Origin of the sequence: Telluria beijingensis, assembly GCF_030770395.1 — a bacterium.
Taxonomy (GTDB): Bacteria; Pseudomonadota; Gammaproteobacteria; order Burkholderiales; family Burkholderiaceae_D; genus Telluria; species Telluria beijingensis.
Window position 1 is genome coordinate 685,346 of record NZ_CP132480.1, and the last position, 20,754, is coordinate 706,099.

Consider the following 20,754-nt stretch of genomic DNA (forward strand, 5'->3'; position numbering starts at 1 on the left):
AACAATAAAGCAATACTACAATGTTCCTGGGGAACGTACTACCGCGTCGCGTATCGTGCTGTGGAAATTCATGTCTTTTAGCAAGGACATGCTATTCACGGCCGACGTGATGGTGGTGACCGAGCTGATCGCCTGGTTGTCGAGGGTGTTCTGTACCAGGGTCGCGCCGTTGGGCAGGTTGAGGTCGGCCGCCGCGAAATTGTTGCCGCCGATCTGGATCATGCGCGCGGCGCCCAGCGCTTCCTGGGTCAGGCGGGCCTGGTCGGCGGTCATCGCGGCCAGGTCGGGAATGGCGATATTGGTGCGCGACAGGATTTCGCCGTTGAGCGACACCACGCGCTCGATGCCAAGCGCCACCGACAGGCCGCCGGCGATCTCGAAGCCGCCGCGGGTATCGTCCAGTGCTTCGGCCCCGACCGGGGTGCCGAAGCCGGCGATGCCGACGCCGTCGGCCGCGTGTACCGCCGGCATGGAGCCGGCCGCCGCGCACAGGGCGCCCAGCAGGGCGCTGCGGCGGATCATCGATTGGAGGGTAGGCCAGCGCATATCACATCCTTTAATCGTCAAAAGTCGCCAGGGCCGAATTTCGGCAGCGAGGCACTGAGCTGGTCCTGGTGCATGCCGGTGCCCAGCGGCGCGCGCGGTGCGCCACGCCAGTCGGCCGGGTTGTTGAAGGCGATGCCTTCCTTGTGGCTGTGGATCACGAACAGGATCTTGCTGCGCCAGATTTCCTGGAAGCGCTCCATGCTCACCACGCGGTTGCCGGTGGACGGGTCGCCGATCAGGATGCGGCCGTCTTCGGCGCCCTTGACGACCACGAAATGGTTGAAGCCGCGGTCGGTGATCAGCACGATGGCCGGCAGTTTTTCCTCGATCAGCTTTTCGATCGGCAGCTTGAAGCCATCGGCGCGGAAGCCGCGCGTGGCCAGGAAGCGCTGCATGTCGAGCAGCGAGAAGCCTTCCTTGTGAATCTTGGTCTTGTCACCCTTTTCGTACATCTGCTGGAACACGTCCTGTTCCGGTACCGGGGTGGCGTAGTGGTGCGACAGCAGGGTCGACACGGCGGCGGCGCCGCAACTGTAGTCGTACTGCTGGCGCGTGGTGCGCTGGAACTTGATGTCCTTGAGGCTGGTGACCGGCACGTTGACGCGCCCGACGACCGCCAGTTCGAGTGCTGGCGCCGGAGCCGGCGCCAGCAGGGTGCCGCACAGGGCGGCCAGGAAGAGTCCGTACTTCATTTTCTTCCCAGGTTCATTGCAATTGCAGGTTGATGACGGTCGCGTTCTGGATCAGGACGTTCGCGCCGGAGTTCTGGATCACGACCGGCAAGCCCGAGGAATTCGCGAACGAGCCGTTGTCGATGACGTTGAAGCCGGTGGTCACGTTGGTCGCCGTGTTGTTGCCGACCGTGCCGCCGAGCGTCGCCTCGGTGGTGACGATGTCGGCGCCGCCACGCAGTCCACCCAGTTCCTCGGCGCCGGTGGTCTTGCCCCAGCCTTTGGCGATGCTGTCGTCCTGGCCTGGTGCGACATCCACCTTGGACAGGAAGGCGATCTTCACCGGCAGCTGCGCCGGTTCCGTTGCCTGGGCCGCCAGCGGCAGCGCCATGCAGGCTGCCAGCAGGAGGGAATACATCTGGGTAATCCGTTTCATGATGCCTCGCTCGAAAAACCGCCACGCGGGACAGGCCGCGTGGCGGGGCGGTGCGCATCGGCGCATGGGCCGTTGCGCACCGCCGGTTTGCCGCTTACTGGCCGGAGCCGCCGACGTTCATGTTCGACTGAACGTTGACGCTTTGCTGGATCAGCGAGGAGAAGCCGTTGTTCTGGCTGATGATCGAGATACCAGCTGCCGATTGGGCGATGTTGCTCATCGAGTTCGACATGTCGAAGTTACCTGCCGACACGTTGTTGGTGCCGCCGTTGCCGCCGGTGCCAGCGCCGCCGAAGCCGCCGGTGCCTGCGCCAGCAACCATTTCGCCGGTCGAGCCGCCTGCGCCGCCGTTGGTGGTGCCGCCTGCGCCGCCTGCGCCGCCGGCGCCCGAGGTTGCGTCACCCGAGGTAGCCGAGCCGCCGGTGGCCGAGCCGCCGGTTGCTGCGCCGCCGGCGCCGCCGGTGCCGGTCGATGCGGTCGATTCGGCGCCCGAACCGCCCATGCCGCCTGCGCCAGCCGTGCCGCCCTGGCCTGCGCCGCCGGCGCCGCCGGTGCCTTCGGCGCCGTTACCGCCGGTGCCAGCAGTGCCAGCCGCACCCGAACCGCCGGTGCCTGCGGTAGCTGCCGCGCCTGCGCCGCCGGTGCCGGCCAGCGATGCGCCCGCGCCTGCGGTGCCGCCGGTGGCTGCGCCGCCGGCTGCGCCAGCGCCCGAGGTGTTGGTGCCAGCCGCGCCCGAACCGCCTGCGCCGCCGGTGGCGCCTGCGCCGCCGGTGCCGGCCATCGAGTCACCTGCCGAGCCTTCGCTGGCGCCGCTGGTTGGGCTGCCTGCGGTCGAGGTGCCGCCGGTGTTGCCGGCGCCGCCGCTGGCGCCGCCCACGCCTGCCGGGTCGGTGCCTGGCATGCCGCCTGCGCCGGTCGAGGCAGTTGCATCGCCGATCGATGCGCCGCCGCCGCTGGCGCCGTTCGATGCGGTCAGGCTCGAGCCGGTCGAGGAACCGCCCATGCCGCCTGCGCCGCCCGTGCCGCCGGCCGCGCCTGCGCCGCCGTTCGATTCGCCTGCGCCGCCCATGCCGCCGGCGCCGGTGGTGATGGAGCCGTTTGCGCCGCCGTTGCCGCCAGCCAGTTCACCGGTCGCGCCGCCAGCGCCGCCGATGGCTGCGCCGCCTGCCGCGCCCGAGCCGCCGTTGGCCGCGCCGCCCGAGGCGCCAGCGCCGCCCATGCCTGCGCCGCCAGCCGCGCCGTTGCCGCCGGCAGCGTAGCCGCCAGCTGCGCCCGATGCGCCTGCGCCGCCGACCGAGTCAGCCGTACCCGATGCGCCGCCGGCGCCGCCGGCTGCGTTGCCGACGGTCGATGCGCCGGTCGATGCGGTGCCGGCAGCTGCGTAGCCGCCTGCGCCGCCAGCCGCGCCTGCTGCGCCGTTGCCGGTGCCGCCGGCTGCGCCGGTGGCGTTGTTGGTGCCGCCGTTACCAGCGCCGCCCACTGCGCCGTTGCCGGCTGCGCCATTGGCGCCGCCGGTGTTCGAGGCGGTGTTGCCGATGTTGCTGATGCTGTTGCCCGACACGGTGCCGGTCAGGCCGCTGACGGCGTTGGCCGACGAGGTGTTGAACGAGTTAGCCACCGACGAAGTCGCGGTGCCACCGTTGTTCGAGGCTGCGGCGCCGGCGGCAGCGGCACGGGCGTCACCCGAGCTGTTGTTCTGGCCCGAGCTGTCGCGGCTGCTGTCGTTGGTGGTGGTTTCGGTGTTGGTGCTGGTGATCGTGTCGTTGCTGTCGATCGTGGTGGTGTTGGTACGGGTGTCCGACTGCGAGTTCGTGTTCGTGTTGTTGGCAACGCGGTTGTCCGAGCTGTCAACCTGGTTGTTGTTGTTGGTCGTGTTGGTGCTGTTGTTGTTTTGCTGGCTGTTGTTGTTCTGCTGGCTGTTGTTGTTTTGCTGGCTGTTGTTGTTGGCCTGGCTGTTGTTGGTGTTGGTCGTGGTGTTGGTGTTCGTGTTGGTCGCGGTGTTGCTGCTGTCGTTCGTGCTGCGGTTGGTGTTGGTCGACGTGTTGGTGCTGGTGGTCGTCGTCGTTGCGGTGTTGTTGCTGTCGGTGGTGCTGGTGTTGTTGGCCTGGCTGGTGTTGGTGTTGGTCGCGGTGTTGTTGCTGTCGTTCGTGCTGCTGTTGGTGTTGGTCGACGTGTTGGTGCTGGTGTTCGTCGTCGTTGCGGTGTTGTTGCTGTCGTTGGTGCTGCTGTTGTTGGCCTGGCTGTTGTTGGTGTTGGTCGTGGTGGTGGTGCTGGTGTTCGTCGTCGTTGCGGTGTTGTTGCTGTCGTTCGTGCTGCGGTTGGTGTTGGTCGACGTGTTGGTGCTGGTGGTCGTCGTCGTTGCGGTGTTGTTGCTGTCGTTCGTGCTGCGGTTGGTGTTGGTCGACGTGTTGGTGCTGGTGGTCGTCGTCGTTGCGGTGTTGTTGCTGTCGTTCGTGCTGCTGTTGGTGTTCGTGGTCGTAGCAGTGTTATTGCTATCGTTCATGCTGTCGTTGCGGGTGGTCGTGGTCGTGGTTGCGGTGTTGCCGCTGTTACGGGTATCAGTGACGGTGCTGTTATCGGTATTCGTGTTGATTGCGGAAGTCTGGGTGTTGCCGCCGCGGACGTCGTTGACAGAATTTTCTTGTGCGTGAGCCATGCTGAATGCCAGGGCGATCGCGGTTGCCAGAATAGTGCGCTTCATTGTTGCTCCCCTAATGTCACTGAGTTGAATTCCCGGGGTCCCATGACGCCCGGTCCATCCTCCTATTAGCAGATACCATGCCAGCTGAATGTCGGGTTATTAAGTCATTGATTATGTAGGACTATTTTGATGAGCCGACGTAGGACTATTCGTATAAATGAAGGTGAACAATAGCTAAATGACAAAGTGTCTCAAACCTGTTACAAAGTTATCTAAAAGTTCACAAAACTGTATCATTGTGTATAGGGGATATGCCCTGTACATAGGGCGAACGGCATCCTGGCGCGCGCTGCCGGATGGCAGCCGCGCGGGGCGGAAAGCCTGTCAAATCAAGGGGTAGGGCGTAGGAGGAGGACGACGGGAGGTAAAGAGCGTGACTTACGAGGAAATCGCGTGCTTGGCCATCAGGCGATACAGTGTCATGCGCGAGACGCCCAGCTCGCGCGCGGCCTGGCTGATGTTGTTGTTGCTGCGCGCCAGGCTCTCGCCGATGGCGACCCGTTCGGCGGACAGGCGCGAGCTGCCGAGGCCTTCCTTGACCGGGCAGATCGGGCCGGCGCTGGGCAGGTCGAGGTCTTCCGGCATGATCAGGCGCTGTTCGGCCAGCACCATGGCGCGCCGCACCCGGTTGATGAGTTCGCGCACATTGCCCGGCCAGTCGTAGCGCGCCATGGCCTGCAGTGCTTCGCGGCTCACGCCCTTCAGTTGCGGGCTGCGTTCGGCCGCATACTTGTTGAAGACGAGGTCGGTCAGCAGCGGCAAGTCTTCCTTGCGCTCGCGCAGCGGCGGCACCCGGATCGGGAATACGCTCAGGCGGTAATACAGGTCTTCGCGGAAGCGCCCTTCGGCCACCGCCTGCGGCAGGTTGACGTGGGTGGCGGTGATCACGCGCGCGTCGACGGCGATGGTGCGGGTGCCGCCGACGCGGTAGATCACGCGCTCTTGCAGGAAGCGCAGCAGGCTGGCCTGCAGGTCGAGCGGCAGGTCGCCGATCTCGTCCAGGAAGATGCTGCCGCCGGACGCCGCTTCGATCAGGCCCTGCTTGTCGCGGGTGGCGCCGGTGAACGAACCGCGCTCGTGGCCGAACAGTTCGGAGTGGATCAGCGAAGGCGCCACGGCCGCGCAATTGATGGCGATGAAGGGGCCGGCGGCGCGCTGGGAACGGCGGTGGACTTCCTGGGCCGCGAGTTCCTTGCCGCTGCCGCTCTCGCCGCATACCAGCACCGGCGCGTCGACGGCCGCGATCTTGTCGATGTGGGCGCGCAGGCGCACGATGGCGGGCGAGACGCCGTCGATATGGCTGGCCTGCTGCGCGATGCGGCGCTGCTGCGGGGTGGTCTTGGACAGGGTCGCCATGCCATGGGCGTGGCCGAGCGAGTGCTGCAGGCGCAGCGTGTCGACCGGGCGCGTATGGAAATCGAACAGGTGCGCCGCGATCAGCTCGCGCAGCGCCGGCTGGTCGAGCCGCGCGGCATCGAACACGCCGACCCAGCGCGTCTGGTGCTGCTGGCGCAGGAAGCGCTCGATCCCGGCATCGCCGGCGCCGTCGCTGCGGTCGAGCAGCAAGCCGACACCATAGTGCTGCTGCGACAAGACCTTGCGCGCTTCGGCCAGGTTGTCGACCACGCACACATCCCACCCGGGTAGCTCGCCACAGCAGGCGCGTGCGTGCGCACTGCCTTCACTCGAAATGCATAAGAGACGTTTAACAGACACCGTTGCCCTCGTTATCACTGGATCTTGCCAGCTGGTTGTTGTGAGTCCCGGTGCACGCTGGCATGACTCATCTGGCGACAGGGCAATCCTCACCTGCGGGTTGCTGCCGCGAAAAGTATTGTTCCATTAGACCCCATTCGCATTTTTCATGGCGCACAAAACTTAGTAGAAGCTTAATGACATGTGCAATCGCGAATGTAGTATTTATGTTCAATTATCGAAATTTCCGAATTTTATTAATTCCATGCTATCGATCTTACCGAGGTCGACCGTTGTCGTGAAGGGCGTCATGCGGGATGCATCGCTGCTGAGCAGCCTGATAGCGCTCCATGCGTTGTGGCTTTCCAACAGGGGGGAGCGAATCGATGCCGTGGTGCAGCAATTTGCGGCCGCAGGGAGGGATTGCCGGGTCGATGGCCAATGAGGCGGGACGGTGCCGGCCTGCTTGTATAATGTGGCAACCGCCAACTGCTTTGCACATATGACCAATACCACCCACTTCGGCTACAAGACTGTCGACGAGGACCAGAAGGTCCAGGAAGTCGCCAAGGTTTTCCACTCGGTCGCCTCGAAGTACGACGTCATGAACGACCTGATGTCGGCCGGCCTGCACCGCGCCTGGAAGATGTTCACCATCGCCCAGGCCGGCGTGCGTCCCGGCTTCAAGGTGCTCGACATCGCCGGCGGCACCGGCGACCTGGCCAAGGCCTTCGCGAAGCAGGCGGGCAAGAGCGGCGAAGTCTGGCTCACCGACATCAACGAGTCGATGCTGCGCGTCGGCCGCGATCGTCTCTTGAATAAAGGGATTGTCACCCCAACCATGTTGTGTGATGCCGAAAAGCTGCCGTTTCCGGACAATTACTTCGACCGGGTCAGCGTCGCCTTCGGCCTGCGCAATATGACCCATAAGGACCAGGCCCTGGCCGAGATGCGCCGGGTGCTCAAGCCCGGCGGCAAGCTGCTGGTGCTGGAATTCTCGAAGGTGATCGCGCCGCTGCAGAAACCGTACGATGTGTATTCGTTCTCGGTGCTGCCGTGGCTGGGCCAGCGGATCGCCGGCGATGCCGAAAGCTATCGCTACCTGGCCGAATCGATCCGCATGCACCCCGACCAGGACACCCTGAAGGGGATGATGCAGGAAGCAGGACTGGAGCGGGTCCAGTATTTCAACCTGACGGCGGGTGTGGCCGCATTGCACACCGGTATCAAACTGTAGGTTTTACTCTAAGGACGGAGACGATGAAAAAAATCCTGGTCACGACGATGTTGGCAGTCACCGCGTTCGCGATGGTGGCGGACGCCTTCGCCCGACCAATGGGCGGCAAGCGCTCGATCGGACGGCAATCGCAGTCCGTGCAGCAGCAGGGCCCAGCCCCGGCGCCGGCCCAGAACATGCAGCGCCAGGGCCCGAATTCGGCGGCGCCTGCCGCGGCTGGCGCTGGCGCGGCAGGCGCCGCGGCGGCCGCCAAGAAACCGAGCATGATGCGTAACATCCTGGGCGGCGCACTGCTGGGCCTGGGCCTGGGCGCGCTGCTGTCGCACCTGGGTATCGGCGGCGCCCTGGCCAGCATCATCTCGACCATCCTGATGGTCGCGCTGATCGGCGGGGTGATCTTCTTCATCGTACGCATGATTCGCCGCAAGGACACGCCGGCCAATCCATCGGCGGCGACCGCGGGCGGTTTCGGCGGCGGCGGCTTCAAGCCCCAGGCTGCCAGCGCCACGCCTGAAATCGGCTCGGGCCTGCGCAATAGCCCTGCAGCGTTCCAGGGCAATGTGGGCCTGGACAAAGGCGCCGCGGCCGGCTTCGGCGGCGCTGCCGCCGCGACCACCTACCAGCAATGGGGCGTGCCGGCCGACTTCGACAGCGAGACCTTCCTGCGCCATGCGAAATCGTCCTTCATCCGCATGCAGGCGGCCTGGGACCGCGGCGACACCGACGACCTGCGCGAATTCACCGCGCCCGAGGTGTTCGCCGAGCTCAAGATGCAGATCCAGGAACGCGGCGGCGTGGCCGACTACACCGACGTGGTCAATATCGACGCCCAGCTGCTGGGCATCGAGCAGACCGCCACCGACTACCTGGCGAGCGTGCAGTTCAACGCGATGATCCGCAGCGCCAAGGATGCGTTGCCGGAGCCGTTCGTCGAAGTCTGGAACATGTCGAAGCCGCTGTCGGGTTCGGGCGGCTGGGTGCTGGCCGGTATCCAGCAGACGAATTGATATCGTCCACAGTTGGCGGAATTATTTTTCGATAAACATTCCGTGTCGCCGGGTTTGCGCCCGGCAAACTGGTAAGATCAAAACCGCCCGCGTCAATCCCGGGCGGTTTTGTTTTTTAAGGGTCAAATCCTGTCATGTTCCCGAGTTTTACCACCTTGTCGCCCCAGCGGGTCCTGTCCCTGCCGGCGGTCGCCGCGATCAATCACCTGCTGGCCCAGGAGCCTTGGGCGCGTAATGCCCTGGCGCGCCATGCCGGCAAGGAAGCGTGCATCGACGCCGGGCTGGCCCAGCTGCGCGTGCTGGTCGCGCATGACGGCCTGCTGGAAGCAAGCCAGGCCGACACTGTCGCCAGCGTCACGATCCGCGTCAAGCCGGCCGACCTGCCGCTGATCGCCCAGGACCGCAAGCGCGCGCTGTCCTACGTCAAGATCGAGGGCGATGCCGAGTTCGCCAACGTGATCTCGCAACTGGCCAATGGCTTGCGCTGGGATGCCGAGCACGACCTCGAAAGGGTGGTGGGGCCGCTCGGCGCGCGCCGCCTGGCCGGAGGCGCCCGCAGCATGACGCAGGGCGCTACCGAAGCGGGGCGGCGCCTGGCCGAGAACCTGGCCGAATTCCTGGCAGAAGAGCGGCCCGTGCTCGTGCGGCCGGCCCGGCGCGAGGCGTTCGCCGGCGACGTGGTGCGCCTGCGCGACGACGTCGAACGCACCGCCAAGCGCATCGCACGGCTCGAGCAGGCATTGGCCAGGCGCGATGCCGCCGCCTCTACCTCCACCATCATTCTTCCCAGCGCAGAACCCCATCCGGATCGTCGATGATATTGAAATTCCTGCGCCTGCTGCGCATCCTCACCGTCTTTACCAGGTACGGCCTGGACGAGATCGCCGTCACCAGCATCAATGCCCCGCGCACCGCGCGCCTGATGAACACCTTCTTCTTCTGGCGCCGCATCACTTCGCCGCGCGCGATCCGCCTGCGCCAGGCGCTGGAAGAGCTGGGCCCGATCTTCGTGAAGTTCGGCCAGGTGCTGTCCACCCGGCGCGACCTGGTGCCGCCCGATATCGCCGACGAGCTGGCGCTGCTGCAGGACCGGGTGCCGCCATTCGGCTCCGAGCTGGCGGTGGCCCAGATCACGCGCTCGCTGGGCGCCCATCCGGATGAATTGTTTGCCCGCTTCGACCGTGAACCGGTGGCCTCGGCCTCGATCGCGCAAGTCCACTTCGCCCAGCTCAAGGATGGCAAGGAGGTCGCAGTCAAGGTGCTGCGTCCCGGCATGAAGAAGCTGATCGACGAAGACATGGCCCTGATGCGCCTGGCGGCCAGCCTGATCGAGCGCGTGTGGGGCGAGGCGCGGCGCCTGAAGCCGCGCGAAGTCGTGGCCGAGTTCGACAAATACCTGCACGACGAGCTCGACCTGATGCGCGAGGCGGCCAATGCCAGCCAGCTGCGCCGCAACTTCGCCGGTTCCAGCCTGCTGATGGTGCCCGAAATGTACTGGGACTATTGCTCGAGCAGCGTGATCGTGATGGAGCGCATGTACGGCATCCCCATCTCGCAGATCGACCGCCTGGCCGCCGCTGGCGTCGACCTCAAGAAGCTGTCGAGCGACGGCGTGGAGATTTTCTTCACCCAGGTCTTCCGCGACGGTTTCTTCCACGCCGATATGCACCCGGGGAATATCCTGGTGTCGACCGCGCCGGAGACGCTGGGCCGCTATATCGCGCTGGACTTCGGCATCGTCGGCACGCTGAACGATTTCGACAAGGACTACCTGTCGCAGAACTTCCTGGCCTTCTTCCGCCGCGACTACAAGCGCGTGGCCGAGGCCCATATCGAATCGGGCTGGGCGCCCTCGACCACCCGCGTGGACGAGCTCGAGGCGGCGGTGCGCGCCTGCTGCGAGCCGATCTTCGACCGGCCGCTGAAGGACATCTCGTTCGGTCAGGTGCTGCTGCGCCTGTTCCAGACCTCGCGCCGCTTCAACGTCGAGGTGCAGCCGCAGCTGGTGCTGCTGCAGAAGACCCTGCTCAATATCGAGGGCCTGGGTCGCCAGCTCGACCCCGACCTCGACCTGTGGAAGACCGCCAAGCCCTACCTCGAGCGCTGGATGACGGAGCAGGTGGGCTGGAAAGGCCTGGCCGAGCGCCTGCGCGCCGAGGCGCCGCGCTACGCCCAGATCTTCCCGCAACTGCCGCGCCTGGTGCACCAGGTGCTGGAGCGCGAGTCGAAAGGGCATGTCGCGCATTCGCATATCGGGAATAGCGACATGCTGGCGATGGTGCTGCTCGAGCAGCGCCGCACGAATCGCATGCTGGCCTTCCTGACCTGCATGGCGGCGGGGTTCGGGGTGGGGCTGGTGGCGCTGTACCTGTTGTAAGCGCCAAAAGAAAAAGCCCGCATTCGCGGGCTTGCCAAGCTAGTGTTCTTGTATGGACCGCGCTGATGCAAGCACCGCACAGTCTTCTGTTTCTTCTTTACGGGGAGTAGCAGGGATTTCCCGCCACCAACATTCGGTGAAGAAGGCCGTATTAAAACATCTGGCGCAGGCTTGAGCAAACGAAACACCTGTTGACGATGGTGAAAAACAACATCGTACCGTGCGCACTTGCCCATGCGCCGGGTCTGTGCCAGCCGGGGCAGGCCGCAAACGGCAAATCCCCCCGTAAAAGCTTTATAATTCAGGGTTTTGAAGATTTTTGCGGAGCACTCAGCATGCCGATTTACGCCTACCGCTGCGAAGAATGCGGTTTTACCAAAGATGTACTGCAAAAAATATCGGATCCGGTCCTGACCGTCTGCCCGTCCTGCGCCAAGCCGTCCTTCAAGAAACAGGTGACTGCCGCCGGCTTCCAGCTCAAGGGTAGCGGCTGGTATGTGACCGATTTCCGCGGCGGCACGCCGCCCGCGACCGGCACCGCCAGCAACGGTAATGGCAATGGCGCCGGCAATGGCAGCAGCGCCACGCCGGCGGCATCGACCGAGTCCAGCGCTCCGGCAGCCGCGGCAACGCCTGCGGCGCCCGCCACGCCGAGCGGCGGCGGCGACAAGAGCGGCAGCTGATCCCGCGCGGCCCATGCCGCGCGCCAACAAGAACAACGGGAATCCGATGCGCAAATATTTCATCACCGGCTTGCTGGTCCTGGTCCCCCTGGTCATCACGGCCTGGGTCCTGAACCTGATCATCAGCACGCTCGACCAGTCGCTGCTGTTCGTGCCCGATGCCTGGCAGCCGCGCACGATGTTCGGCATGGACGTGCCCGGCTTCGGCGCGGTGCTGACCCTGGCCATCGTGTTCCTGACCGGCCTGCTCACCAACAACCTGGTCGGCAACTATGTCGTGCGCCTGGGCGAGCGCCTGCTCAAGCGCGTGCCGGTGGTGAGCTCGCTGTACGGCAGCGTCAAGCAGGTGTCGGACACGCTGTTTTCGCCGTCGGGCAATGCCTTCCGCCAGGCGGTGCTGGTGCCATATCCGCATGCGGATTCGTACACCATCGCCTTCCTAACTGGCGTGCCGGGCGGCGAAGTGGCGGGCCACCTGGGCGGCGACTATGTCAGCGTCTACGTGCCGACCACCCCGAACCCGACCTCGGGCTTCTTCCTGATGATGGAACGCAGCCGCGTGAAAGAGCTGGACATGTCGGTCGATGCGGCCCTGAAGTACATCGTCTCGATGGGCGTGGTCGCGCCGGCGGAGGTGCCGGTAAGCGCAGCGCCTGCGGCGATCAAGTAATACCGAATCAAAGAGTTTAGCGGCCGCCGCGTGGGCGGCGCGAGCAAATCAACCAACCTGGAACGAAAACTATGTCCACCATGCGTACCAACTACTGCGGCCTCGTGACCGAGGAACTGCTGGGCCAAACCGTCAGCCTGTGCGGCTGGGTGCACCGCCGCCGCGACCACGGCGGCGTGATCTTCATCGACCTGCGCGACCGCGAAGGCCTGGTGCAGGTGGTCTGCCATCCGGACAACGCCGCCGTGTTCAAGGCCGCCGAAGGCGTGCGCAACGAATACTGCCTGCGCATCGTCGGTACCGTCACCAACCGCCTGGAAGGCACGGCCAACGCCAACCTGAAGTCGGGCAAGATCGAGATCAACGCCAGCGAAGTCGAGGTGCTGAACGCCTCGGTGCCGGTGCCGTTCCAGCTGGACGACGACAACCTGTCGGAAACCACCCGCCTGACCCACCGCGTGCTCGACCTGCGCCGCGCCCAGATGCAGCACAACCTGCGCCTGCGCTACAAGGTGTCGATGGAAGTGCGCAAGTACCTGGACAACCTGGGCTTCATCGACGTCGAGACCCCGATGCTGACCAAGTCGACCCCGGAAGGTGCGCGCGACTACCTGGTGCCGTCGCGCGTCAACGCCGGCAACTTCTTCGCGCTGCCGCAGTCGCCGCAGCTGTTCAAGCAGCTGCTGATGGTGGCCAACTTCGACCGCTACTACCAGATCACCAAGTGCTTCCGCGACGAAGACCTGCGCGCCGACCGCCAGCCTGAATTCACCCAGATCGACTGCGAGACCTCGTTCCTGACCGAGCAGGAGATCCGCGACCTGTTCGAAGAAATGATGCGCGTCGTGTTCAAGAACACCGCCGGCGTAGACCTGCCGAACCCGTTCCCGGTGATGGACTTCGCCACCGCGATGGGCAAGTACGGTTCCGATAAACCCGACATGCGCGTCAAGCTCGAGTTCACCGAACTGACCGAGCTGATGAAGTCGGTCGAGTTCAAGGTGTTCAACAGCGCCGCCAACCTGCCGAACGGCCGCGTGGTCGGCATGCGCGTGCCGCAGGGCGGTTCGATGCCGCGCTCGGAAATCGACGCCTACACCCAGTTCGTGGCGATCTACGGCGCCAAGGGCCTGGCCTACATCAAGGTCAACGAGAAGGCGAAAGGCCGTGACGGCCTGCAGTCGCCGATCGTCAAGAATATTTCTGACGACGTTCTCACCCAGATCCTGGAACTGACCGGCGCGCAGGACGGCGACCTGATCTTCTTCGGCGCCGACAAGGCGAAAGTCGTCAACGACGCCATCGGCGCGCTGCGCGTCAAGATCGGCCACTCGGAATTCGGCAAGAAGGCCGGCCTGTTCGACGACGTCTGGTCGCCGCTGTGGGTGGTCGACTTCCCGATGTTCGAATACGACGAAGACGGCGACCGCTGGACCGCGACCCACCACCCGTTCACCGCGCCGAAGGACGGCCACGAGGACATGCTCGAGACCAATCCGGGCGCCTGCATCGCCAAGGCCTACGACATGGTCCTGAACGGCTGGGAACTGGGCGGCGGCTCGATCCGTATCCACCGCGAGGAAGTGCAGAGCAAGGTGTTCCGCGCGCTGAAGATCGACGCGGAAGAAGCGCAGCTCAAGTTCGGCTTCCTGCTGGATGCGCTGCAGTACGGCGCGCCGCCGCACGGTGGCCTGGCCTTCGGCCTGGATCGCCTGATCACCCTGATGACCGGCTCCGAGTCGATCCGCGACGTGATCGCCTTCCCGAAAACCCAGCGCGCGCAGTGCCTGCTGACCAATGCGCCGTCGGAAGTCGACGAGAAGCAGCTGAAAGAGCTGCACATCCGCCTGCGTAACGAGCCGAAGGTGGCGTAACGATGGACAGGGCGGGCGGCCATGCCATCCGCCTCCCATCCTGCCCATGAAGCCCCACAAGATCCCCGAATCGGTCCTGGTCGTGATCCACACTTCCGCCATGGAAGTGCTGGTGCTCGAACGCGCCGACCGGCCGGGGTTCTGGCAATCGGTCACCGGCTCGCTCGACGCCCTCGACGAGCCCTTGATGCTGACCGCCGCGCGCGAACTGTTCGAAGAGACCGGCATCGTGGCCGACGGCGAACGCATCCGCCTGCGCGACTGGCAGCTGTCGAACGTCTACGAAATCTATCCCGTCTGGCGTCACCGCTACGCCCCCGGCGTGACCCACAATACCGAGCACGTGTTCTCGGTCTGCGTGCCGCGCGACATCCCCATCCTCCTCAGCCCGCGCGAACACCTGCGCCATGCCTGGCTGCCCCTGCTCGAAGCGGCAGACCGCTGCTTTTCTTCTTCCAACGCCGAAGCCATTCTCCAGCTTCCCCGTCATCTCCCATGAAAATGTTGTTAACGGTAACTAAAATTGCCTAAAAGCAGTTTATTTGCCGAAAATCAGCCTTGATGCGTGGCATGTTGCGCCATAAAATGACGTTTTTTAACAAAAGTACGTAGGTACTTTTTTAAAGATCGGTCTGTGCGCAGCCGCGCACATGCGCTCGATCAAACCGCTGCTCTCCTATGAAAATACATTTGAATACATCTTACATGTCATTTTGATAAAAATAGGAAATTTTGCGTTTGATGTATTGCACAAAATATTCAATGTTTGACAGCGCCAAAACCGTAGACTAAGGTCAACAGTTCACCTTTGGTGAACTCTTGATGTGCAACTTCTAAGTGGATGATTCTGGGAGATAACATGGATAACCTCGAACTGAATAGCGACAAGAAAGTAAAGGCAATTACCTTGGGAGATGACTGCATCCACATCGACCTGACCGACGGCTTGCGCCTGAGCGGTCCGCTTGCGTCCTTGCAACCCAAACCCGACGCCGAGGAGCGCAAGCCGCGCCGCCTGATCGTGTCGGGTCACGAAGCGGTGTACGAGAAGTCGTTGGCGATTGCCTGAATGACAGCCATTCAGTGATCGGGCGCGACGGCATCACGCCAGCCGCCGCGCTCCGCGCTCCACGGGAAGGAAGCGCACGATTGGGCCCGTTTCACGAGAACGGCGGTCCGATCCGGGTAGAATGTTCCCATGAAAATTCGTGTAGCCACCTACAATATTCATAAGGGCGTCTCGTCGCTGCGCAGTACGCCACGCGTGATCGCGCTCAAGAAAGCCATCGCCGAATTCGACGCCAACGTCGTCTTCCTGCAAGAGGTGCAAGGACGGCACGACCGCTTCCAGGCACGCTACGGCAAGGAAGACCGCGGCCACCGCCACTGGCCAGAAACCGCCCAGTACGACTACTTCGCTCCCGATGCCCACCACACGGCCTACGGCATGAACGCAGTCTACGACCATGGCCACCACGGCAACGCGCTGCTGAGTTGCTGGCCGATCGAGAACTCGCACAACCACGACGTCTCCGACCATGCCTACGAGCAGCGCGGCATCCTGCACTGCATCCTGGGCGCGCCCGAATGCCGGGTGCACTGCTATGTGGTCCACCTGGGCCTGTTCGAAGGCAGCCGCGGGCGCCAGACGGCGTCGCTGATCGAGGCCGTCAATGCATCCGCGCCGAACGGCGAGCCGGTGATCATCGCCGGCGATTTCAACGACTGGCGCAACACGCTCAGCGACAAGCTGCGCAATGCCCTGGGCGTGGAAGAAGTGTTCGACAAGCTGGGGCCGCGTTCGCCGATGGGCGATATGGTGCGCAGCTGGGCTGGCCGCCAGCCGCGCCTGGCGCCGGCGCGTACCTTCCCGGCCATGCTGCCATGGTTCAGGCTCGACCGCATCTATGTGCGCGGCTTCAAGGTCAACCACGCCAAGGTGATGCACGGCCCGCTGTGGGCAAAGCTGTCCGATCACGCGCCCATCGTGGCCGAGCTCGAACTCACACAAGGGCCATGCGCAGTCTGACCTTTGTCGACGACAACGACATCACGCTCCTCCAGAGCGGCACTGCTTTCTTTCCGGCGCTGATCGAGGCGCTCGACGCCGCCGAGCACGAGGTGCTGTTCGAAACCTATATCTTCGCCGAGGACGAGACCGGCGCCGCCGTGCGCGACGCCCTGGCGCGCGCGGCGCGCCGCGGAGTAAAGGTGCGGGTGCTGGTCGACTGGTTCGGCACCGGGCACCGATGCTGCGGCCGGCTGGGACCCATCCTGGTCGAGGCGGGCGCCCAGTACCGCGTGTTCAATCCCTGGTGCCGGCGCGGCATCGCCCGCTCGCACCGCAAGATCGCCGTGATCGACCGCGCCGTCGCCTTCGTTGGCGGCATCAACGTCAACGACGACTGGCTGTGCGACCACGCCGACGGCCACCGCCTGCCGGCCCCGCGCTGGGATTTCTCGGTGCGGGTGCGCGGGCCGCTGGTGGCCCAGATCCACCACGAGGCGCAGGTGCAGTGGGCCCGGTCCGGCCGCCTGCGGCTGCGCAAGCGCCTGCAGCTGTTCCGCGAGATGCGCAAGCAGCCTATTCCTTCGTGCGACAGCCCGGCGCGGGCCGCCTTCGTGGTGCGCGACAACCTGCGCAACCGCAGCACGATCCAGAAAGCCTATCTGCAGGCGCTGGGCCATGCGCGCCACAGCGTGCTGCTGGCCACGCCTTATTTTGCGCCGGGGCGCAAGTTCCGCAAGGCGCTCGCGCATGCGGCCGGGCGCGGCGTGCAGGTGACGCTGTTGATCGGGGTAGGGGAGTTCAGGATCCAGGACGCGGTCGCGCATGCCTTCTATCCCAAGCTGCTGGCGGACGGCGTGCGGGTGGTCGAATACCGCAAGACCCAGTTGCACGCCAAGGTGGCGGTGGTCGACGACGACTGGGCCACGGTCGGCTCCAGCAATTGCGATGGCCTGTCGCTGTTCCTGAACCAGGAAGCCAATGTGGTGGTGCGCGACCCGGCGTTCGCCGCCACCATGCGCGAACACATCGAGCGCGGCATCCTCGATGGCAAGGAAGTCTGCCCGCAGGAGTTCGCGCATACCGGCTGGCTGCGCCGCGCCACCTATGGCATGGCGTATATGGCGTACAAGCTGGTGATGCGGGTGGTCACCTTCGGCTATACCTGAGCGCGGCCGCGAAAGCGGCCGCGCGCTCATCACCGGTCAGCCGTATGGCGTGTAGGTGAAACCTTCGCCGATCACCGGTGCCAGCGCGGCCTGGTTCTCGGGGCTCTCGCTGATCATGCTCAATGCCTGCGCGGCCGTCACCACGCCGCGGTCGAGGGCGCCCGTCCAGTATTCCAGGCCGCCCGGTTCGGCCGGGCGGTGCAGCACGTTCAGGTAGATCTGCGAGACCAGGTCGTGGTTGCTTGGATTGGCGCCGTAGGCGGCGATGAACTCGGGCGTCCGCATGAAGCCGGCGGCGACCTCGGCCAGCGACAGGCCGCGGTCCATGACATCGATCCAGAAGCCCAGGCCGGCCGAGTCCGGAGTGCGGTTGAGCGCCGCCTGGTAGATGCGGTAGGCCTGGCCGCCGATGCCGTCGATGTCCAGCGCCATGTTCACGTCGCCGAAGTCGATGCGCTCGATGCCGGTGAGCAGGTCGGTGCCGCCGACGCCGTTCTTGTGGCTGATCGTGAAGCCGTCGGCGACGCGGTCGATGGTGTAGGCATCGCGGTTGCCGGCGTAATTGACGGTATCGATGCCGGCGCCGCCCTTCACGTGATGGTAGGAGCTGCCATCGACGATGGTCGCCGTCGCGCTGGTCTGGCCGATGGTCGCATTGGTCGCTGCCATCAGCCTGAGCGAGAAGCTTTCGTGCGCCTCATTGAGATTGTCGCTGACGATGGCGACGCGCACGGTCTGGGTCGTGACACCGGGCGCGAACACCAGCGTACCGCCGACGTGGCTGTAGTCGCCCGGCGAGCCGGAAGCAGCGGTGCCCTGGTCGGTCGTGTAGTGCACCGTGACCTGCGACGTCGATGCCGCATCCAGGGTCACCACGAACTGCGCGTAGCCATCCTTCTCGCCGACGACGATGTCGCCGACGCTGATCACCGGCTGGCCGCCGGTGGCCGGGCCATGCGCCCCGATCGTCGCGTGGCCGCTGCTGCGGGCGAGTGTCACCGCATTCGCGCCGGCGCCCGACAGCGCGCCGAGCACCAGGCTGAACGATTCGGCCGCTTCGGCGGCGCCGTCGCGCGGCAGCGCGACGGTCACGTTCTTGGCCGTTTCGCCAGGCCCGAACGTCAGCGTACCTGCGGCGGCCAGGTAGTCGCTGCCGGCCTGCGCGCTGCCGTTCGCGGTGCCGTAGGCAACACTGAAGCTGGCGCCGACCGCCTTGTCGAGCACGACGGCAAAGGTGGCGCTGCCGGCGCTGGCGTCGACCACGACGTCGCGCACCGACAGGCCGGCCGGGTTGGCGCTGTCGGCGATGGTGTCGTTGTCGACGATGGTGGCGACGCCGTGGTTGTGGGCGATGACGGCATTGATCGGGCCGGTCAGGTTCAGCTCGAACGATTCCAGCGCTTCGGCCACCAGGTCGTCCGGGAGCGACACGCGCACCGTCTGGGTCGTGACGCCGGGGGCGAATACCAGCGTGCCACCGGCATGGATATAGTCCTGGGAGTTGCCCGAGAACGCCGTGAGGTAGTCGGTGCCATAGTACACGCTCACCTGGCGCTCGGACGGCGCGTCGAGGCTGACCACGAAGTCGACATAGCCGGCGCTTTCGCCCACGATCGGATTGTTGACCGTGATCGTGGGCATCGCCTTGAACGTCTGGCCATGCGCGCCGATGGTTGCCTGGCCGATGCCGTCGGTGACCCTGACCTGGCTGCCGGCAGGGCCGGACAGCGCGCCGAGCACCAGGCTGAACATCTCGTCCGGTTCGGCCGCGCCGTCGCGCGGCAGCACGACCGTCACGTTCTTGACGGTTTCGCCGGCGCCGAAGGTCAGGCTGCCGCTGGCGGCGAGGTAGTCGCTGCCTGCGCGGGCATTGCCGTCCACGGTGGCATAGTCGACGCTGAAGCTGCGGCCGAGCGCCTTGTCGAGCAATACGGCGAAGGTGGCGGTGCCGGCGCTGGCGTCGACCACGACGTCGCGCACCGACAGGCTGGCCGGGTTGGCGCCGTCGGCGATGGTGTCGTTGTCGACGATGGTGGCGATCCCCCGGTTATTGGCGACCACGGCATTGCTCACGTTCGACAGCTGCAGGGCGAAGGTTTCCAGCGATTCGGCGGTGAGGTCGTTCGACAGCGCCACGCGCACCGTCTGGGTGGTGGTGCCGGGGGCGAACACCAGCTTGCCATTGGTATGCAGGTAATCGCGCGAGGTGCCGGAGAAGGCAGTCTCGTAATCGGTGCTGAAGGACAGGCTCACTTCGCGTTCCGACGGCGCATCGAGGCTGATCGTGAAATCGACGTAGCCATCGCCTTCGCCGACATGCGGATTGTTCACGCTGACCGTCGGCAGTGCCTTGGGCGTCTGGCCATGGGCGCCGACCAGGGCCTGGCCGATGCCGTCGGCGACCACTACCTGGCTGCCGCCCGCGCCGGATACCGCGCCCAGCACCAGGCTGAAGATCTCGTCCGGCGCCGCCGCGGCGTCCTTCGGCAGCGCGACCGTCACGTGCTTGACGGTGTCGCCCGCGCCGAATGCCAGCGTGCCGCTGGCGGCGACGTAGTCGCTGCCGGCCCGGGCATTGCCATCGAACGTGCCATACGCCACGCTGAAGCCGGCGCCGACGGCCTTGTCGAGCACCACGGCGAAGGTGGCGCTGCCGGCGCTGGCGTCGACCACGACGTCGCGCACCGACAGGTTGGCTGGACTGCTGGTGCTCGCGATGGTGTCGTTGTCGACGATGGTGGCGGTGGCGGACGGCGTGGCGATCACCGCGTTGACGGCGTTCGACAGCACGAGTTCGAAGCTTTCCAGCGTCTCGCTCACCAGATCGTCGACCAGCGGGACACGCACCGTCTGGGTAGTGGTTCCGGGGGCAAAGACCAGGTTCCCGTCGGTATGGATGTAGTCGTTCGAGGCGCCGGAACTGGCCGACAGGTAGCTGGTGGCGTAACGGACGCTGACCTGGTCTTGCGACGGGGCGTCGAGGGTGATCACGAAGTCGACGTAGCCGTCTTTTTCGCCGACGATGACATTCCTGGTGCTGATATAAGTGGCCATGGGCTGCTTGTTGTTCCAGTAAGGGTTGAGGAAGGCAGCGCATGTCGCGCCACGCTCCCAGAACGCAGCCGGGCCGGGATTTTTTAACTATCTGCTCATGCCTCTTGAATAATCGCTTGCATCGCCAAACATGGGTAGGATGGATATTCCGTCTGATGAATACTGGAAGGTTAATGGATAGCGATAACGTAAGAATCGACAAATGGCTGTGGGCGGCGCGCTTCTTCAAGACCCGCTCGCTGGCCCAGGACGCGGTGGAGCGTGGCCGGGTGCGCGTCCAGGGCGAGCCGGTCAAGCCGGCGCGCGCCGTCAAGGTGAACGATAAAATCATGATCGACAACGGGTCGGACCGCTGGGAAGTGATCGTGGCCGCGATCTCGGGTTCGCGCGGCCCGGCGCCGGTCGCGCGCACCCTGTATTTCGAGACCGACGAGAGCATCGCGCGGCGCGAGAACGACAAGACGGCGCGCCGCCTGTATCCCGAGCCGAGCATGGAGATCAAAGGCAGGCCGACCAAGCGCGACCGGCGCGCGATGGAGCGCGTGGGCGAGGAATGAGGCCGTCGTGATGAAACGCGTCAACGGGATACCCCGTTCGCGAAAAATGCTGTACCTTTATAGCTGAAA

General features: G+C 64.9%; 19 protein-coding genes. 13 read left to right on the forward strand and 6 right to left on the reverse strand.

Features of this window, described 5'->3' with window-relative positions; genetic code table 11:
* Positions 1-15: 15 nt before the first annotated feature.
* From Q9246_RS03095 to Q9246_RS03110, 4 genes are all read right to left on the reverse strand, one after another.
* Positions 16-546: a hypothetical protein gene (locus Q9246_RS03095; protein ID WP_306395370.1), complete on the reverse strand. Its 531-nt coding sequence runs from the start codon at positions 544-546 to the stop codon at positions 16-18.
* 17 nt (positions 547-563) lie between these two features.
* Entirely contained in the window at positions 564-1,238 is a 675-nt protein-coding gene (locus Q9246_RS03100) for a C39 family peptidase (protein WP_306395372.1), read from the reverse strand.
* A 13-nt stretch (positions 1,239-1,251) separates the two neighbouring features.
* Positions 1,252-1,653: a hypothetical protein gene (locus Q9246_RS03105; RefSeq protein WP_306395374.1), complete on the reverse strand. Its 402-nt coding sequence runs from the start codon at positions 1,651-1,653 to the stop codon at positions 1,252-1,254.
* A 94-nt stretch (positions 1,654-1,747) separates the two neighbouring features.
* Positions 1,748-3,271 (reverse strand): hypothetical protein, encoded by a 1,524-nt coding sequence (locus Q9246_RS03110; RefSeq protein ID WP_306395376.1) that lies wholly within the window; start codon positions 3,269-3,271, stop codon positions 1,748-1,750.
* On the opposite strand from Q9246_RS03110, the gene Q9246_RS03115 reads away from it, so the two are divergent.
* Positions 3,198-4,304: a hypothetical protein gene (locus tag Q9246_RS03115; protein WP_306395377.1), complete on the forward strand. Its 1,107-nt coding sequence runs from the start codon at positions 3,198-3,200 to the stop codon at positions 4,302-4,304. The two genes, Q9246_RS03110 and Q9246_RS03115, sit on opposite strands and share 74 nt — an antisense overlap.
* Before the next feature lie 428 nt (positions 4,305-4,732).
* Here the strand turns inward: Q9246_RS03115 and Q9246_RS03120 are convergent, their stop codons facing one another.
* The gene (locus Q9246_RS03120; protein WP_306395378.1) at positions 4,733-6,088 is read right to left on the reverse strand and encodes a sigma-54 dependent transcriptional regulator; all 1,356 of its coding nucleotides are present in this window, start codon (positions 6,086-6,088) and stop codon (positions 4,733-4,735) included.
* Between the two features lie 463 nt (positions 6,089-6,551).
* Here Q9246_RS03120 and ubiE point away from each other — a divergent pair, with 463 nt between their 5' ends.
* The 11 genes from ubiE to clsB all read left to right on the forward strand — a co-directional run bounded on the left by ubiE (position 6,552) and on the right by clsB (position 17,074).
* Positions 6,552-7,286: a bifunctional demethylmenaquinone methyltransferase/2-methoxy-6-polyprenyl-1,4-benzoquinol methylase UbiE gene (gene ubiE, locus Q9246_RS03125; protein ID WP_306395379.1), complete on the forward strand. Its 735-nt coding sequence runs from the start codon at positions 6,552-6,554 to the stop codon at positions 7,284-7,286.
* A gap of 23 nt (positions 7,287-7,309) precedes the next feature.
* Positions 7,310-8,293, forward strand: coding sequence for a Tim44 domain-containing protein (locus Q9246_RS03130; protein WP_306395380.1), 984 nt, complete (start codon positions 7,310-7,312; stop codon positions 8,291-8,293).
* Positions 8,294-8,427: 134 nt separating this feature from the next.
* Positions 8,428-9,111 carry a ubiquinone biosynthesis accessory factor UbiJ gene (locus Q9246_RS03135; protein ID WP_306395382.1) on the forward strand — a complete coding sequence of 228 codons (684 nt, stop codon included), beginning with the start codon at positions 8,428-8,430 and terminating at the stop codon, positions 9,109-9,111.
* Positions 9,108-10,670 carry a ubiquinone biosynthesis regulatory protein kinase UbiB gene (ubiB, locus tag Q9246_RS03140; protein WP_306395383.1) on the forward strand — a complete coding sequence of 521 codons (1,563 nt, stop codon included), beginning with the start codon at positions 9,108-9,110 and terminating at the stop codon, positions 10,668-10,670. Before Q9246_RS03135 ends, ubiB begins: the two co-directional genes overlap by 4 nt.
* Positions 10,671-11,005: 335 nt before the next feature.
* Positions 11,006-11,353 carry an FmdB family zinc ribbon protein gene (locus tag Q9246_RS03145; protein WP_306398062.1) on the forward strand — a complete coding sequence of 116 codons (348 nt, stop codon included), beginning with the start codon at positions 11,006-11,008 and terminating at the stop codon, positions 11,351-11,353.
* A gap of 46 nt (positions 11,354-11,399) precedes the next feature.
* Positions 11,400-12,023 (forward strand): DUF502 domain-containing protein, encoded by a 624-nt coding sequence (locus Q9246_RS03150; RefSeq protein ID WP_306398064.1) that lies wholly within the window; start codon positions 11,400-11,402, stop codon positions 12,021-12,023.
* Positions 12,024-12,103: 80 nt separating this feature from the next.
* Complete coding sequence (aspS, locus tag Q9246_RS03155) at positions 12,104-13,897, forward strand: aspartate--tRNA ligase (protein WP_306398065.1); 1,794 nt, start codon at positions 12,104-12,106, stop codon at positions 13,895-13,897.
* 46 nt (positions 13,898-13,943) lie between these two features.
* The gene (gene nudB / locus Q9246_RS03160) at positions 13,944-14,396 is read left to right on the forward strand and encodes a dihydroneopterin triphosphate diphosphatase (RefSeq protein WP_306395385.1); all 453 of its coding nucleotides are present in this window, start codon (positions 13,944-13,946) and stop codon (positions 14,394-14,396) included.
* 360 nt (positions 14,397-14,756) lie between these two features.
* Complete coding sequence (locus tag Q9246_RS03165) at positions 14,757-14,966, forward strand: hypothetical protein (protein WP_306395386.1); 210 nt, start codon at positions 14,757-14,759, stop codon at positions 14,964-14,966.
* Between the two features lie 129 nt (positions 14,967-15,095).
* Positions 15,096-15,926 (forward strand): endonuclease/exonuclease/phosphatase family protein, encoded by an 831-nt coding sequence (locus tag Q9246_RS03170; protein WP_306395387.1) that lies wholly within the window; start codon positions 15,096-15,098, stop codon positions 15,924-15,926.
* A complete protein-coding gene (gene clsB, locus Q9246_RS03175) occupies positions 15,914-17,074 on the forward strand; it encodes a cardiolipin synthase ClsB (protein WP_306395388.1) in 1,161 nt (386 codons plus the stop codon). Before Q9246_RS03170 ends, clsB begins: the two co-directional genes overlap by 13 nt.
* 36 nt (positions 17,075-17,110) lie before the next feature.
* Here the strand turns inward: clsB and Q9246_RS03180 are convergent, their stop codons facing one another.
* Positions 17,111-20,128, reverse strand: coding sequence for a Calx-beta domain-containing protein (locus Q9246_RS03180; protein ID WP_306395390.1), 3,018 nt, complete (start codon positions 20,126-20,128; stop codon positions 17,111-17,113).
* A gap of 173 nt (positions 20,129-20,301) precedes the next feature.
* Between Q9246_RS03180 and Q9246_RS03185 the strand changes: the two genes are divergently transcribed.
* Positions 20,302-20,685 (forward strand): RNA-binding S4 domain-containing protein, encoded by a 384-nt coding sequence (locus Q9246_RS03185; protein ID WP_306395391.1) that lies wholly within the window; start codon positions 20,302-20,304, stop codon positions 20,683-20,685.
* The last annotated feature ends 69 nt before the right edge of the window (positions 20,686-20,754 follow it).